10 protein-coding genes and 1 rRNA gene are annotated in these 16,336 nt (G+C 71.3%); 1 reads left to right on the top strand and 10 read right to left on the bottom strand.

From position 1 onward, the window contains the following. Positions 1-64: 64 nt before the first annotated feature. The 6 genes from EDF51_RS00050 to EDF51_RS00030 are packed head-to-tail and all read right to left on the bottom strand — an operon-like array spanning position 65 to position 7,697. Positions 65-2,221 carry a glycoside hydrolase family 36 protein gene (locus EDF51_RS00050; protein ID WP_166673460.1) on the bottom strand — a complete coding sequence of 719 codons (2,157 nt, stop codon included), beginning with the start codon at positions 2,219-2,221 and terminating at the stop codon, positions 65-67. After that, the gene (locus tag EDF51_RS00045) at positions 2,182-3,075 is read right to left on the bottom strand and encodes an ATP-binding cassette domain-containing protein (protein ID WP_131879147.1); all 894 of its coding nucleotides are present in this window, start codon (positions 3,073-3,075) and stop codon (positions 2,182-2,184) included. Before EDF51_RS00045 ends, EDF51_RS00050 begins: the two co-directional genes overlap by 40 nt. Then, on the bottom strand, positions 3,072-3,944 hold the full coding sequence (locus EDF51_RS19710; protein ID WP_123313058.1) for an ABC transporter ATP-binding protein: 873 nt from the start codon (positions 3,942-3,944) through the stop codon (positions 3,072-3,074). The genes EDF51_RS00045 and EDF51_RS19710 overlap by 4 nt, the downstream gene beginning before the upstream one ends. Next, entirely contained in the window at positions 3,941-4,975 is a 1,035-nt protein-coding gene (locus tag EDF51_RS19705) for an ABC transporter permease (RefSeq protein WP_166673459.1), read from the bottom strand. Before EDF51_RS19705 ends, EDF51_RS19710 begins: the two co-directional genes overlap by 4 nt. Before the next feature lie 12 nt (positions 4,976-4,987). Then, complete coding sequence (locus EDF51_RS00035; protein ID WP_111086984.1) at positions 4,988-5,977, bottom strand: ABC transporter permease; 990 nt, start codon at positions 5,975-5,977, stop codon at positions 4,988-4,990. A gap of 34 nt (positions 5,978-6,011) precedes the next feature. Next, positions 6,012-7,697, bottom strand: coding sequence for an ABC transporter substrate-binding protein (locus EDF51_RS00030; RefSeq protein ID WP_134193391.1), 1,686 nt, complete (start codon positions 7,695-7,697; stop codon positions 6,012-6,014). A gap of 117 nt (positions 7,698-7,814) precedes the next feature. On the opposite strand from EDF51_RS00030, the gene EDF51_RS00025 reads away from it, so the two are divergent. Continuing rightward, on the top strand, positions 7,815-10,463 hold the full coding sequence (locus EDF51_RS00025; protein WP_134193389.1) for a glycoside hydrolase family 2 protein: 2,649 nt from the start codon (positions 7,815-7,817) through the stop codon (positions 10,461-10,463). A gap of 290 nt (positions 10,464-10,753) precedes the next feature. Here the strand turns inward: EDF51_RS00025 and EDF51_RS00020 are convergent, their stop codons facing one another. From EDF51_RS00020 to rrf, 4 genes are all read right to left on the bottom strand, one after another. Next, positions 10,754-12,916, bottom strand: a complete 2,163-nt coding sequence (locus EDF51_RS00020; RefSeq protein ID WP_243837048.1) for an alpha-galactosidase — start codon at positions 12,914-12,916, stop codon at positions 10,754-10,756. Then, entirely contained in the window at positions 12,913-14,928 is a 2,016-nt protein-coding gene (locus tag EDF51_RS00015) for a beta-galactosidase (RefSeq protein ID WP_134193387.1), read from the bottom strand. The genes EDF51_RS00020 and EDF51_RS00015 overlap by 4 nt, the downstream gene beginning before the upstream one ends. Positions 14,929-15,020: 92 nt before the next feature. Next, complete coding sequence (locus tag EDF51_RS00010) at positions 15,021-16,151, bottom strand: ROK family transcriptional regulator (RefSeq protein ID WP_134193385.1); 1,131 nt, start codon at positions 16,149-16,151, stop codon at positions 15,021-15,023. 97 nt (positions 16,152-16,248) lie between these two features. Beyond that, a 5S ribosomal RNA gene (gene rrf / locus EDF51_RS00005) occupies positions 16,249-16,336 on the bottom strand; the annotation flags it as partial.

Genomic DNA, 16,336 nt, shown 5'->3' with positions numbered 1-16,336 from the left:
CCTGCCTGCACCGTGCCTCCCGTCCGCTCCGACGCGCGCCCTGCCATCGCGACGCGCGCCCCGCTCAGTGCTCCGCGTCCGCCCCCTCCGGTCGGACGCGGAGCACCCGCGCTGTGGGGGTCGCCCCGCCGTTGGCGACCTCGAGCGAACCCGAGGCAGCGTCCCACGCCACGGACCACGACCCGAGCGCCGTCGGGAACAGCGGCTCGACGACGACCGCCTGCCCGGCGAAGTCCGGCAGCGGCAACGACACCGATCCCGACGCACCGGGCAGCGACCACACCGACAAGTACAGATCGCCCGACACAGCGCGCAAGCCGAGCGCGAGCCACGGGTCCTCCCATGCCGGCAGCCCGAGCGGCCACTCCGGCACCGACGACTCGATGACCTCGAGCACTGTCCGGTGTGCCTCGATCGCAGAACGCACGACCGCCCGCTGCGATGTGCTCATCGAATTGAGGTAGCCCGACAGGTACATCCGCCCGAGCACCCCGTTCACGAGCGACAGGTCGAACAGGTCGGGCGACATCGACGGCGCCGGGTAGGCCCAGTTCCCGGCCTGCTCGGGCAGCATCGCGGCGGGGGCAGCAGCCGCGATCGACGCCGACAGCACCGGGTCCTGCTGGTCCGAGGTCGACTGCATGTGCAACCGGGACAGCATCGCGGAGTCGGCGCGCATCGCTCCCGAGGCGCAGTTCTCGATGAGCAGCGACGGGTACCGGGCCTGCACGTCGTCGAGCCAGTCGAGCAGCGCCCTGCCAGCCGAGACCGAGCCGTCCCACGGCCCCGTCATCGTGTTGTAGTCCATCTTGAAGAAGCTGACCCCGAGCGACCCGACCAGTCGATCGACGACGGAGTCCAGGTGCGCCCGCGCGGCCGGTGACCGGAGGTCGAGCAGGTGCCGTCCGTGCTCGGCGACCCGCACGCCGTGGTGGTGCACGAAGGCGTCCTCCGGCAGGGAGATCGCCAGCGGCGAGTGGATGCCGATGACCTCGGGCTCGAGCCAGAGCCCGGCCTGCATCCCCCGCGACCGGATGTGGTCGATGACGAACCCGAGCCCGGTCGGGAACCGCGACGCGGCCTCCTCCCACGCCCCGACGGTGTCCCACCAGTGCCCCTCGGCGTACCAGCCGGCGTCGATGCAGAACAGGTCCGCTCCGGCGTCGGCAGCGGCGTCGATCAACGGCAGCAGCTTCTCGGTGGTCGGGTCCCCCATGAGCGTGTTCATGTAGTCGTTGAACACGAGCGGCAGGGCGCGATCGGCCTCGCGCACGTGCCGGAACGCCCGACGCTGCGCCGTGAGCACCTCGAACGCCCCACCGACCGAGCCGGCGATCCCCACCGACACCGGCACGGACACGAACGGCTGCCCCGGGGCCACGACCGCCGTCCACTGGTGCTCCTGGCCGGTCGGCCCGCTCAGCAGCACGTACGCGTGCCGTCGGGTCTCGCCGAGCTCGTACAGCCACGGCCCGTTGTGCTCGACCTGCCAGACGAGCGCGTAGGGCGCAGCACCAGCGGACGCAGCAGGCGTCAGCACGCCGATCGGCAGCGCCTCGCCGGTCGACCACGACCCACGGTTCTGCACGACGGCGCGGCTGCGGGGCGGGTGGTGCTGCGCCTCGCGGTCGATCGCCGCGAGTCCGATCGACCGCAGCGGATCGGTCCGCCACCGGCTCTCGGCGGCCCAGTCGTTGTCCGCGTGCACGAGGGCCAGGTCGTCGACGCCGACCCCGGAGTCGGTCAGGAACGCCCCGGTCGCGAACGACGAGACGAAGTCCACGACGTGCTCACCGTCGTCGGCGGACACCTCGGTCCACGTCTGGAAGCCCGCGACGCCGGCGCGCGCCCGGAACACCGACTCGACCTGGAGGCCCGTGGCCACGTCCGCCTGCACGATCCGGAACCACGGATCGGTCGCGTCATCGGACCCACGCCAGGAGACGGGTCGCAGTCGCGCCCCGATCGTGGAGTCCACGTGCCGGAACCCGCCCGGGAACCGCCCGTGTCCGATCGTCGTCAGCTCCACCAGGGGCTGCGGGTCCGCCGGCCCATCGAGGAGCGCCCCGTCGGCGCGCGCTCCACCGCTCGCCGCGAACGACACGAGGGCGGCCGGCTGGTCGTCGCCGATCCGGAAGCGTGCCGAGAACCCGGGCGTGACCCAGTCGGCGAAGGCTCCGCTCACCGTGCGCCGACCGGTGCCGGCTCGCTCGACACCCACGCCCCGACACCGTGGTCGTAGCAGGTGGTGTTGTCGATCTTCGAGCGGTCGAGCGCGCTGCCCGAGGTCACCTTGCGGTCGGTGCGCTCCGGGTCGGGGGCCGCCTCGGCGAGCAGCCGGGTGTAGTCGTGCTGCGGGTCGAGGATGACGGCGTCGGAGGGCCCGCGTTCGACGACCCGGCCGCGGTAGAGCACCAGGATCTCGTCGGAGAAGTGGCGGGCGGTCGCCAGGTCGTGCGTGATGTAGAGCACGGCGAGGTGGTCCTCGCGCTGCAGGCGGCCCATCAGGTTGAGCACGCTGAGCCGGATCGACACGTCGAGCATCGACACCGGTTCGTCGGCGATGAGCACCTGGGCTCCGGGGGCGAGTGCACGGGCGATCGCGACGCGCTGCCGTTGCCCGCCGGAGAGCTCGTGCGGGCGGCGGCTCGCGAAGTCCTCGTCGAGGTTGACGCGGCCGAGCAGTTCGCGCACCTTCTCGGCGGTCTCGTCGGCACCCCGGGCTCGGTGGTGCAGCTGGAGCGGCCGGGCGATGTGGTGCTCGATCGAGTGGAACGGGTTGAGCGACGCGAAGGGGTCCTGGAACACCATCTGCACGTGCCGGCGGTACATGCTGCCGACGACGGGTGTGCCGTCCTCGAGCCGCACGTCGATCGAGCCGCGGGTGGTGCTCTCGAGCTTGGCGAGCATCCGGGCGATGGTGGACTTGCCCGAGCCGGACTCGCCCACCAACGCCACGGTCTTCCCGGGCAGCAGCTCGAACGACACGTCGTCGACGGCGTGCAGGGTGGTGCGCTTCAGGCCCTTGCGGGTGTGGAAGTCCTTGCCGAGGTGGCTGACGGTCACGCTGGTCATCGGATCTCCTCGTGGACGGCTGCCGCGTGGTCGTCGACGCCGGAGCGGATGAACGCGCCGCGCTCCCCCGACAGGCTCGGGAACGACTGCAGCAGCTTCTGCGTGTACGGGTGCTTCGGGTCGTGCTGGATGACCGAGGCCCGGTCGCACTCGACGACCTCGCCGCGCAGCATGATCGCGATCCGGTCGCTGATCTCGAGCAGCAGCGGCAGGTCGTGCGTGATGAACACGACGGCGAACCCGAGCTCGTCGCGCAGGCGGACGATCTCGCGCAGGATCTCGCGCTGCACCACGACGTCGAGTGCGGTGGTGGGCTCGTCCATGATCATGATCTGCGGTTCGAGCAGCATGGCCATCGCGATCATCACGCGCTGCCGCATGCCGCCGGACAGCTCGTGCGGGTACGCGGTGATGCGGGACGGGTCGACGCCGACGCGGCTCAGGGCGTCCTCGGCGATCGCGCGCCGCTCCTTGCGGGACAGGTCGCGCCGGTGTTCCTTCAGGGCGTCGTCGAGCTGCGCCCGGATGGTGGTGACCGGGTTGAGGGCGTTCATCGCGCCCTGGAACACCATCGACAGCTTCGACCAGCGCACGGCCCGCAGCTGTTCGTGCGGCAGCCCGAGCAGGTCGATGTCGGTGCCGTCCCGGTCGTGGAACGTGATGCTGCCCGAGGCGACCTTCGCCGGCGGTCGGTGCAACCGGGTGATGGCGTAGGCCAGGGTCGTCTTGCCGCAGCCGGACTCCCCCGCGAGCCCGAGGATCTCGCCGGGCGCCAGGGTGAGCGACACGTCCTTGACGGCGTGCACGGGGTGTTCGGTCTCGTAGACGACGTCGAGGTGGTCGATCGTCAGCACGGCTTCGGCACTCATCGGACGAACTCCTTCGTGGTGCGCGCGGAACGCGAGGCGCGGGCGGCCCGCTTGGCGCGACGTTCGCGCCGCCGCTGGGCACGTACGTTCGCGAGTCGCGGGTTGATGACCTCGTCGATCGAGAAGTTCACCAGGGACAGGCCCATGCCGAGCAGGGCGATGAGCAGGCCGGGCGGCACGAACCACCACCAGGCGCCGTTCGCCAGCGCGAAGCCGTTCTGGGCGTAGAAGAGCATGGTGCCGAGCGTCGACGAGTTCGACGCCCCGAGGCCGAGGAACGACAACCCCGCTTCCCCGAGGATCGCGGCGATCACCGCGAACACGAACTGCGACGCCAGGACGGGCAACAGGTTCGGCAGGATCTCGACGGCGATGACCCGCCAGGGTCGTTCGCCGGCGACACGGGCGGCGGAGACGTAGTCGCGGTTGCGGATCGACATCGTCTGCGCCCGCAGGACCCGGGCGGACCCGGCCCACGAGGTGATCGCGAGGACGACGGCGATGGTCCAGAGCCCGCGGGCCTCGCGCGGGACCAGCCCCGAGATGACGATGACGAGCGGCAGGCCGGGGATCACGAGGAACACGTTCGAGAACAGCGAGAACGCCTCGTCCATGATCCCGCCCAGGTAGGCGCCGAGGATCCCGAAGAACGCGGACAGCACCGTGGCGAGGACGCCGACGATCAGGCCGATCTGCAGGCTGCCGCGGGTGGCGTAGGCGAGCTGGGCGAGCACGTCCTGCCCGGTCTGGGTGGTCCCGAGCAGGTTCTCGCCGCTCGGTCCCTGCAGTCCGGAGTCGCGGATGGTGGTCGGGTCGCCGACGAGCAGCGGTCCGACGACGCCGAACAGCGTGACGCCGGCGACGAGAGCGATGCCCGTGATGAGCCACGGGGTCAGGGTCGGCAGGAATCGGCGGATGCCGCCCTTCGGTCGTGTCGAGCGGGCCGTGGCGATGCTCCGCGTCGACCCGGCGTCGGCTTCCTCGGCGAGTGCGCCGATGGTGGGTTCGGTGTCCTGCTGGATGTTGGTCATGGCGTGTCCTCCCTAGCTCCGCGCCCGCGTCCGCGGGTCGATGAGCCCGTACAGCAGGTCGACGACGAGGTTCGCGCCGAGGACCGCCAGGGTGATGAACAGGAAGATCCCCTGCATGAGCGCGTAGTCGTTGTTGGTCACCGCGGACAGCAGCTTCGACCCGATGCCCGGGTACGAGAACACCTGCTCGGTGACGACGGAGCCGGACACGATGAACCCGAGGGAGATCGCGAACCCGGCGACGGAGGGCAGCACGGCGTTCCGGGCGGCGTAGTTCCGCAGGATCTTGCCGTCGGACAGCCCCTTGGCCTGGGCGGTGGTGATGTAGTCCTCGGACAGCGTCGACACCATCATGTTGCGCATGCCGAGCAGCCAGCCGCCCAGCGATGCGAGCACGATCGTCACGGCCGGCAGCACCCCGTACTGGATCGCGGATGCGATGAAGTCCCAGTTGAACCCCGGTGTGAGGATCACGTCGTAGCCGCCCTGTGCCGGGAACAGGTGGATGCCGGTGGCGAAGAAGTACACCAGGATCAGCGCGAGCCAGAAGTACGGCACCGCGGCGAGCAGGGTGGTGGCCGGCACGAACGAGTCGAGCCAGGTGCCCGGACGCCAGCCGACGAAGGCGCCGAGGCCGACGCCGATGATGGCGGCCAGGATGGTGGCGATGCCGACCAGGGCGATGGTCCACGGCAGCGAGCTCGCGATGACCTCGGTGACGGGGGCCGGGAAGTAGCTCACGGACACCCCGAGGTCACCGCGGAACACGTTGACCAGGTAGTGGCCGTACTGGGAGATCAGCGGCTCCGAGGAATCGCCACCGAGGAGCAGCTCGTACGCCTGCCGTGTCGCCGGGGTCACCTGCCCGCCGCGCTGCTGGAGCTTGGCGAGCAGGATGTCCACCGGGTTCCCGGGCAGCAGCCGCGGGATGATGAAGTTCAGCGTCAGTGCCGCCCACAGCGCGACGATGTAGAAGCCGATCTTGCGCAGGAAGTAGGTCATCGTCGAGTGCTCCTCGGTCGCGATCCCATCGGGGTCAGCCCTTCGCCGGCTTCAGCGCCTTGAAGATCTCGGCGTTGTCCGGGCTCGCCCAGACGGCCGGGAAGGCGTAGAGGTCGTCCTTCGTCGGCCAGCCGGTGAACTTCGCCGCGTGGAACTCACTCGTCGTGCCGCCGGTCATCACCGGGATGTACGGCAGGTCCTCGACGATGTGCTGCTGGATCGTGTCGAGTTCCGGCTGCGTGGCGGCGGTGTCCTCGGGGTTGATCGTGGCGAGCTTCGCGATGGCCTTGTCGACGTCGGGGTTGCTGTACCGCGAGATGTTCATCGGGGCTGCTGCACCGACCTTCGCGGTGTTCGCCGTCGTGAAGTAGTTGTTGTACAGGTAGTACGGGTTCGCCGTCGGGCCCTGGCCGAGCGAGTCGATCGCGAGCTCGAAGTTGCCCTTGGTCTTCTTGTCGGTCCACTCGTTCCACGACGACTGCTGCGCCTTGAGCTCGATGCCCGCGGCCTTGAGCTGCTGGGTCATCGTGTCGATCGCGGTGATGTAGTCGGTCCAGCCGGTGACGACCTCGACGGTCAGGGACAGCTTCTTGCCGTCCTTGGCGTAGATGCCGTCCGAGCCCTTCTTCCACCCGGCGCCCTCGAGCGACGACGCGGCGGCAGCCTTGTCGGCGGTCTCCGGCATCACGGCCGGCTCGATGTCCTTCGAGATGGTGTCCTTCTGCGTCGTGGTGAGCGCGAAGGTCGGCGAGATCTCGCTCGCGGTGTTCTCGAACGCCAGCGAGTTGAGCTGCTTGCGGTTGATCGCGTCGGCGATGGCGTGCCGGACGGCCGGGTCGGTCTGCGGGCCGGTGCAGCCGAGGTCGGTGTTCGCGCAGGTGAGCAGCGCCATCTGGTTCTGGCCGACGGTGATGCCGTCGTAGCCGTTGTAGTTGCCGGCGATGTCGTCCATGTTCGGCACCGGGCCGGTCTGCCAGTCGATCGAGCCCTGCTTGAGCGCGTCGGCGCCGGCGGTGTTGCCGGAGAGCGACAGGTAGCGGATGGTCTTCACGGCCGGGGCGCCGTCCCAGTACTTCTTGTTCGCCTCGAGGGTGAAGGCCTGCGCCTTGAAGGTGCCGAGCGTGTACGGACCGGTGCCGACGGGCTCGCGGACGACGTCGGTGGTCGGGTCGATGTCCTTCCACAGGTGCTCGGGCACGATCCAGGTCTTGCCGAGCAGGTTCGGGCCGAGCACGAACGACGGCTTGTCGAACGAGACGACCACCTTGTCGTCGCCGTCGGCCTTCGCGGAGCCGTCGTAGCCGATCGAGTTCAGGGCCTTCTGCTTCTTGAGCATGTCGAGCGTGAACACGACGTCCTTCGAGGTGAAGGGCTCACCGTCGCTCCAGGTGGCCCCGTCGCGCAGCGTGATGGTGAGCTGCGTGCCGTCGGTGTTCCACTCGTACGACTTGCCGAGCAGCGGCTTCGGGTCGTTCGTGTTGACGTTGGTGATGAAGAACAGCGACTCGTAGATCGTGCCGACGCCGCCGATGTTCGACGGTGACCACGGGTTGAAGTTGATCTGGTAGTCGCCGGACTGTCCGGTGTAGGCGACCAGGGTCGAGGCGGCGTCGTCCTTCGTGCTGGCGTTGCCGCTCGCGCTGCAGCCGCTCAGCGCGAGGCCGGCGGCGAGGAGGACGGCGGCGCCGATGGCGAGCCGTGAACGGGTTGGGTTGAACATCGTTGTCCTCTCGGTCTGCGTCGTCGCAGGATCCACGTTGTGAGCGTGATTGTTACACGCGTAAACTAAGGCGGTCAAGGGGTCGGGTCACGGCCCCGTCACGATTGAGGAGACGCAATGGAGCGGACCACCCTGGACGGCACGTGGACGGTCGAGGCGGTGCACGGCCCGGCACAGGCCGATGCGCACCGGGAGCCGGTCGCCGCGATCGTCCCCGGCTGCGTGCACACCGACCTGCTGCGGGCGGGCCGGATCCCCGACCCGTTCGACGGCGACAACGAGGCCGCGACCCAGTGGATCGGCGACACGGTGTGGCGGTACCGCCGCACCTTCGCGTGGTCGGGCGAGACCGGCACGGGCCCGACCACGCACGCCCGCCACGACCTCGTCGCCGACGGACTCGACACCCTCGCGACGATCGAACTGAACGGCATCGTCGTCGCCACCACCGCGAACCAGCACCGCGCGTACCGGTTCCCCGTCGGGCACTTGCTGCGCCCCGGCACGAACGAGCTCGTGATCACCTTCGACGCCCCGGTCCCCGCGGCCGAGCGACTGTCCGCCCTGCACGGCGGCGAACTCCCCCACGTCAACCACCACCCGTACAACGCACTCCGCAAGAACGCGTCGAACTTCGGCTGGGACTGGGGCATCGACGTCGCCACGAGCGGCATCTGGAAGTCGATCGGGATCGAGTCGTGGAGCGGCGCCCGCATCGCGGCCGTCCGCCCCCTGGTCGACGTCGACGGCACCACCGGCGTGCTCACCGCGCACGTCGACGTCGAGTCCGCAGGTTCCACCGGGGCCTTCTCCCAGCACATCGGGTCGGCTCCGGTCGCAGGGGTGTCCGGTCGGCCCGGCCTGGAGGCGCGGGTCACCCTGACCCCGCACGTCACCCTCGGCGGGGCCGACGGCCACGGCGCCGCCCTGGCCGAGCAGAGCACGTCCGCCCCCGGCGCGAGCGGCACCGAGGCGGCGGCGACGCCCGTCGGGTCCGGCACCGTGCCTCCCGGCCGCCCGTCCGCGCCGGGCGCGACGTCCGTCACCAGCGTGCGCGCCGTCGTCGACGGCTCCGCCGTCGTGCGGCTCGAGGTCCCCGACGTCGCCGTCTGGTGGCCGCGCGGCGAGGGCGACCAGCCGTTGTACGACGTCCGGGTCGAGGTCGGCGACGACGTCTGGACCGGCCGCGTCGGGTTCCGCACCGTGACGCTCGACACCGCCGCCGACGCCGGTGGAGCCCCGTTCCTGCTCCGGGTGAACGACCGGCCCGTGATCGTGCGGGGCGCGAACTGGATCCCCGACCACGCGTACCTGACCGAGATGACGCCCGAGCGCTACGCCGACCGGATCGACGACGCGATCGAGGCGAACGTCAACCTGCTCCGCATCTGGGGCGGCGGGATCTACGAGTCCGACGACCTGTACGACCGGTGTGACGAGCTCGGCGTGCTCGTCTGGCAGGACTTCCTGTTCGCCTGCGCCGCCTACGCCGAGGAGCCCTGGCTCGCCGATGAGGTCGAGCCCGAGGTCCGCGAAGCCGTCACCCGGCTCAGCCCGCACCCGTCGCTCGTGGTGTGGAACGGCAACAACGAGAACCTCGTCGCGTACGCCGAATGGGGCTGGCGGCCGTCGCTCGTCGGCCGGACCTGGGGCAACGGCTACTACCGCTCGCTCCTGCCCGCGATCGTCGCCGAGCTCGACCCGACCCGTCCGTACACGCCGGGCAGCCCGTTCTCGTTCGACGAGTACCTGTCGCCGAACGACGAGCGGAACGGCAGCGTGCACATCTGGGACGTCTGGAACCGGCTCGACTACCGGGCCTACGCCGGCTGGAACCCGCGGTTCGTGGCGGAGTTCGGGTTCCAGGGGCCGCCCGCCTGGTCGACCCTCACCGCGGTGGTGCACGACGAGCCGCTCGACCCCGACGGCCACGAGATGCTCGTGCACCAGAAGGCCGACCAGGGCAACCGGAAGCTCGCCGACGGCATGCGCGGGCACCTGCCGACGCCGGCGAGCATCGAGGACTGGCACTGGGCGTCGCAGCTCAACCAGGCGCACGCGATCCGCTTCGGCATGCAGTGGTTCCGGTCCCGCACGCCCGACAACACCGGGATGATCGTCTGGCAGCTCAACGACGACTGGCCCGTGGTGTCCTGGGCGCTCGTCGACCACGCGGGCATCCGGAAGCCCGTCTGGTACGCGGTGCGGCAGGCCTACCAACCGGTGTTGCTCACCGTGCAGCCGTCTGGCGGCAGTGGGCTCGACGTCGTGCTCGTGAACGCGTCCGGGGCGCCGGTCGCCGACGAGGTCACGGTCTCCCGCGTCGCGTTCGACGGCACGGTGCTCGACTCGTCGTCGTTCTCGCTCGCCGCCGCACCCGCCGATGCCGACCGGGTCACGCTGCCGGCCTCGCTCGCCGTGCCCGGGGACGCCGGGTCCGAGGTGCTCGTCGTCACCGGAGCCGGAACCCGCACGGTGTTCGACTTCGCCGAGGTCGTCGACCAGGTGCTCGCCCGCTCGCCGCTGTCCGCGTCGGTCACGGCGACGGACGACGGGGCGGTCGTCACGGTGACGGCGACGTCCTACGCGCGGGACGTCTCGCTGTTCCCGGACCGTGTGGACCCGGCCGCTCGGGTCGACGACGGACTGGTGTCCCTGCTGGCCGGCGAGTCGGTGACCTTCACGGTGACGGGTGCGCCGGGCATCGACCCCGAGGCGCTCGTCGGCCCGCTCGTCCTCCGCCACGCGGGCTCGCTCCTCCCCTGACGCGGGCCGCGCCCGGGCGGGGACGGGTTCCGCCAGCGGCGTGACGGTTCTGGTTCACGATCCTGCGAGATCGCGAACCAGAACCGTCAGCGCACCAGTACGGCCGCGCCGTCCCGCCGAGCGGGCGAAACACCCGCGTGCGCACGCCACGAACCGGGATGTTCCGCCCGCTCGCCGGCCGCGCCTGCCCGACCACGGCCGACGCCAGCCGGCCGTCGGCGGCCGGCAGGCCGTCGGCGGCAGGCAGGCCGTCGGCGGCAGGCAGGCCGTCGGCGGCAGGCAGGGTCGCGTCAGTCGAGGGCGTGCAGCTCGAACACGATCGCGGTCGCGGGGGCCAGCAGCGGCAGCCGCGCCCCGACGTCCTCGAGCACCGCACCCGACAGCTCCAGGTACCCGCGCACGAGCCACACCGGCGGCACCATGTCGAGCCCGTGCGGCACCCGCAGCCCCGTGACGGGGGCGAGCCGGTAGCGCCGCGCCCGGTCGAGTCCCCGCATCCGCAACGGCACCGGCAGCGACTGCGGCCCGGTCTCGGTCCGTGCGACCCGCACCAGTGCCCGCGACCGGTCGACGGCCACGACCGAGGTCGCCACGAGCCCGGGGTCGCCGAGCTCCAGGTGCCGCAGGCGCCCGGTGTGCAGCAGCCCGCGTTCCCGCTTGTACAACGCCGTCCACGCCCGCAGCCGGTCGAGCTCCGTCGGGGACAGCCGGGTGACGTCGGTCTCGATGCCAGCGGACCCGAACAGCGACACCGCCATCCGGAAGTCCAGGTCGAGGTGCCGCCCGGTGGTGTGCGAGACCTCGGGGCCGACGTGCGAGCCGATCAACTCGAGCGGCAGCAGTGCCTCGGTCCACCGCTGGATCGGCAGGCGTTCGAACGCGTCGTTCGAGTCCGACGGCCACACCCGGTCGGTGCGCTCCAGCACGCCGAGGTCCACCCGGGCGCCGCCGCTCGCGCACGCCTCGATCTCGAGCCACGGGTGCCGGGCGCGCAGGGCGTCCATCAGTGTCCAGACCCCGCGGGTGTGTGCGTCGATGCCGGCACGTCCGGCGTGGACCGCGTGCACGATGTCGCGGTTCTGGTCCCACTTCACGAAGTCGACGTGGTGCGCCCCGATCACGGCGGACATCGCCTCGAGCACGTACGCCCGCGCGAGCGGGTTCGCCATGTCGAGCACGTACTGGTTCCGCCAGGTGCGGACGTGGTCCTCGGGGCGCTGCAGCAGCCACTCGGGGTGCGCAGCCGCGAGCTCGGACACCGGGCTCACCATCTCGGGTTCGAACCACAGCCCGAACTCCATGCCGAGTCCGCGGACCCGGTCGACGAGCGGCCCGAGGCCGTCCGGCCACACCGTCGGGTCGACGCGCCAGTCCCCCAGCGACGTCGAGTCCGAGCGGCGCCCGAGGAACCAGCCGTCGTCGAGCACGAACCGTTCGACGCCGATGTCCGCGGCGGTCTCGGCCAGGGCGACCAGGGGCGCGAGGCCCTGCCGGTAGTAGACAGCCTCCCACGTGTTGAGCACCACCGGCCGGGGGCGCTTCGGGTGGCCGGGGCGGCTGCGGAGCGAGTCGTGCAGCCGGTCGGACAGGCCGTCGAGCCCGGCGTCGCTCCAGACGAAGACGGCGTCGGGCGCGGCGAAGGACTCCCCCTGCCCGAGGACGACCTCGCCGGCGCGCAGGAGCTCCCCGGCACCGAGCAGCGGTCGCGCCTCGGCGAGCAGGTCGTACCGGTGCACCGAGTCGGCGCTCCAGGCCAGGTGTACGGCCCAGACCTCACCGGAAGCATCCGAGAACCCCGGTGTCCCGAGCACGAGCAGCGTCGGGGCGTCGTGGCCGGTGCGACCGCGGCGGCTCTCCCGCGCATGGCTGCCGGAGGTCAGGGTCCGGCGCTGCGGGGTGCGCTCCCGGGTCCAGCGTCCGGCCAGGTCGAGCACCTCGCCGACCCGTTCGCCCACGGGCAGCGTCGCCTCGAGTGCCTGCAGGTGCACGGGCACGGTGGCGCCGTTCGTCACGGTGTGCCCGACGCGCAGCACCCCCGCGGCGTCGAGCCGGAAGGCACTCCGCAGCAGCAGTTCGTCGGACACCGCGGTCACGACCAGCACGCCGGGCTCCGTGGTCACTTCGACGTCGCGCCACCGCGGCACGAGCGGCAGCCCGTCGACGTGCCCGGCGATCGCGGGTCGTCCCTCCCACCCGTCGCGTTCGGTCGGCAGCACGGTCAGTGGCCAGGCTGCATCGAGGGCGCTCGGTCCGAGCGGCCGTCCGAGCGCGAGCAGCAGTTCGGCGCCGTCGCCGTCCGTCACGGGTCCGACGTCGCGGCCCCAGTGCAGCACCTCGGGCAGCCCGTCGTCGGCGGTCGCCAGCACGAGCGACACCCCGCCGCCGCGCAGGACCTGCACCTGCCGTCCGTCGAGCGCGCGCGCCGGCGCCGGGTCGCGGTCCACGACGGTCACGACGCACGCTCCTCGCGCAGGACGCGGACGCGACCGGCGGGCACGACGGTCTCCGGCCCGTGGCCGGAGCCGTCGAGCAGGTCCGTACCGGACGCGACGACCGTCACGTCGTCCGCGCGGTGGTTGACGAGGAACAGGAACACGGAACCGTCGTCGTGGACGCGGCGCACCGCCTCCAGGCCGGGAGGCGCGGTGACCGTCCGCGGGAGCGCGCGCTCCTCGATGACCCGGTCCACGAGCCGCTGGGTGCTCTGGGCAGGCAGCATCGCGGACACGTACCAGGCGCCGCCGCCGACGGCGCGGCGGGTGACCGCTGCGCGGTCCGCGAGCGGTCCGTCCGTGTACCGGAGCACGACGTCGGCGTCGTCGACCACGACGGCCTCGGCCCAGTCGGTGACGGTGCCGCCGTCGTCGAGCGTGCGGGTCTCGTCACGCTGCAGCGGGGTGAACTCCTCGCTCCAGGCACCGAGCACCTGCCGGAAGGCGCCCGGGTAGCCGCCGGCGCGGATGCGGGCGGTCTCGTCGGCGACGCCGGACAGGTAGGTGACGATGAGGGTCGCGCCGCGGTCGACCACCGCGGCGATCCGTGCGGCGGTGGCGTCGTCGACGACGAGCATCGTGGGGACGACCACCACGTCGTAGCCGTCGAGGTCGGCGTCCGAGGGCACGACGTCGGTGAGCACCTGCCGGTCGTGGAACGCGGCGTACCAGGCTCGGAGTTCCCGCGAGTACCGCAGCGCTCGGTGCGGCTTCAGTCCGGACTGCAGTGCCCAGCCGGACGGCTCGTCGACGACGATCGCGACCCGGGCCGGTTCGACGCGACTGCCCTGCACGGGGGCGAGGTCGCGGAGTGCCCGGCCGAGCGCGATCACCTCGCGCCAGATCCGGGTGCGGGTGCCGGCGTGCGGGACCATCGCGGAGTGGAACTGCTCGGCCCCCGCGGTGGAGGCCCGCCACTGGAAGAACAGTGCGCCGTCGGACCCGCGGGCGACGTGCACGAGCGAGTTGCGCAGGATCTCGCCCGGTTCCTTCGCCCGATTGCGCTGCTGCCAGCTCGGGCCGCCCGTCGAGTGCTCCATGAGCAACCACGGGGTGCGGCCGGCGGTGATGCCGCGCATCCGATCGGCCGCGAGGGCGAGGTCCTGCTCACGGTGCGGGTCGTCGACGAGCGTGTAGTGGTCGTTCGCCGGGATCGCGACGTGCTTCGCCCACGCGGCGTAGTCGACGACCTGCGACCCCGCACCGACCATGAAGTTCGTCGTGACGGGGACGTCCGAGTACTGCTCGATGACGGCCTTCTCGGCGTCGAAGTGCCGGAGCAGGGCGTCGGACGAGTACCGCTCGAAGTCCAGCAAGAGGCCGGGGTTCGGTGCGCCGCCGACGCCACGTGGGGGCGAGACCTCGTCGAAGGACGTGTAGGTGTGCCCCCAGAAGGCCGTTCCCCACGCGGCGTTCGCAGTGTCGACGTCCCCGTACCGGTCGGCGAGCCAGCGCCGGAAGTCCGATGCCGACTCCTCGCAGTAGCAGCGGCCGTTCCCGCCACCGAGCTCGTTGCTCACGTGCCACAGCCGCACCGCGGGGTGGTGACCGTACCGTTCGGCCAGGGCGCCGACGATCCGCAGGGCGTGCTCGCGGAAGACCGTCGACGCCGCACACCACCCGAGGCGTCCACCCGGGCGCTCACGACGCTCCGTGGCGTCCACCGGCAGCACGTCGGGGTGGGCGGTCAGCAGCCAGTTCGGCGGAGCGGCGGTCGGCGTCGCGAGGTCCACGGCGATGCCGTTGTCGTGCAGCAGGGCGATGACGTCGTCGAGCCAGTCGAAGGTGTACTCCCCCGGTGACCGCTCGAGCAGCGCCCACGAGAAGACCCCGATCGTGACCAGGTTCACCCCGGCCTCGCGCATCAGGCGGACGTCCTCGAGCCAGACCGAGCGCGGCCACTGTTCAGGGCTGTAGTCGCCGCCGAACGACAGGCCGTCGGTCGGCCACGGGACGGTGGGGGCAGCGGTCACGGCATCTCCTTCGATGGGTGGACCGCACCAGCCTCCCGTCTCCGGCAGTGTTTGTCAACGTGTGTAACTAACGCGCTGTCAGTGGTGCCGCATCAGGTCTCGAGCAGCTGCCGGATCGCGAGGACCGCCCCCGCTCGCGCCCACTCCGAGAACTCGAAGGGCTGCACCTCGACGGTCACCGGCTGCCGGTACGGCGCCAGGGCCGCACGGAGCGACTCGTCCACCGTGGTCCGTGCCAGGTCGTACACCGGCAGCCCGTCGCCGGTCAGGACGATCGCGGCAGGGTCGGCGATGTGCACCGCAGTGGCCAGGACGACGCCGAGTGCTCGTCCGGCGTCCTCGAACGCCGCCACGGCCTGCTCGTCACCGTTCCGCGCGAGCTCGACGACCTGCTCGTACGACGATCCCTCGCGCCCGGCGTTCCGCACGATCACCGGACTCGGCAGGTAGCTCGAGGCACACCCCGCGTGCCCGATGCCGCAGTCGGGCCCACCACCGAGGACCGGAAGGTGCCCGATCCGACCGAGCCGCCCGTGCTCGCCGGTGGAGACCTGTCCGTTCACGATGAGTCCGAGGCCGAGCCCCTCACCAACCGTGACCAGGGCCATGGACCCGCGGCCGGCACCGGCACCGAACCAGTGCTCCTTGACGGTCAGGGCGTGGACGTCGTTCGCCGTGAAGGCTGCGAGCCCCGTTCGCTCCCGGACCATCCGGGCGAACGGGACGTCGGTCCACCCGAGGAACGGCGACGATGCCACGACGGCTTCTCCGCCCCGGACGAGCACGTCACCGGGCAGGGAGACCCCGACGGCACAGATCGCAGGGTGCACGGCACGGAGGCGCTCGTGCACGGTGCTGATCTGGTCGGCCAGGTCCTCCGGCAGGGTCGACGGCACCGTCTCCTCGTGCAAGGCGAGCACGCGTCCGCCCAGGTCGGTCACCGCGGCGTACAGGCGCTCCCGGGTGAGCTTGACGCCGAGGAACTCCCACTGCCCCGAACTCGACTGCAGCAGCTCCGACGGCCGACCGGTGGCCCCACGCACGTCGGTACCGACCTCGACCACGAGCCGGTGGGCCACGAGGATGCGCATCGCCCGGGTCAAACTCGCTCGCGACAGCCCGAGCGACCGTGCGATCTCCGCCCGCGAGAGCGTGCCGTGGATGAGGATCTCCCGCAGTGCCAAGCGGGAACCCTCGGGCAGTGCCGGCCAGGCTTCGGTCATCGTTCCTCCGTCGTCGGCTGATCCTACGGCTCAGCCCGGAAACGCAGAAAACCCCTGACCAGTGCTGGTCAGGGGTTCCCTGGTGTTACTACGTTAAGTCCGGCGGCGTCCTACTCTCCCACAAGGTCCCCCTTGCAGTACCATCGGCGCTGAGAGGCTTAGCTTCCGGGTTCGGAATGTGACCG

It is taken from the genome of Curtobacterium sp. PhB25 (assembly GCF_004365375.1).
Taxonomy (GTDB): domain Bacteria; phylum Actinomycetota; class Actinomycetes; order Actinomycetales; family Microbacteriaceae; genus Curtobacterium.
This window is presented reverse-complemented; position numbering and strand designations above follow the sequence as displayed.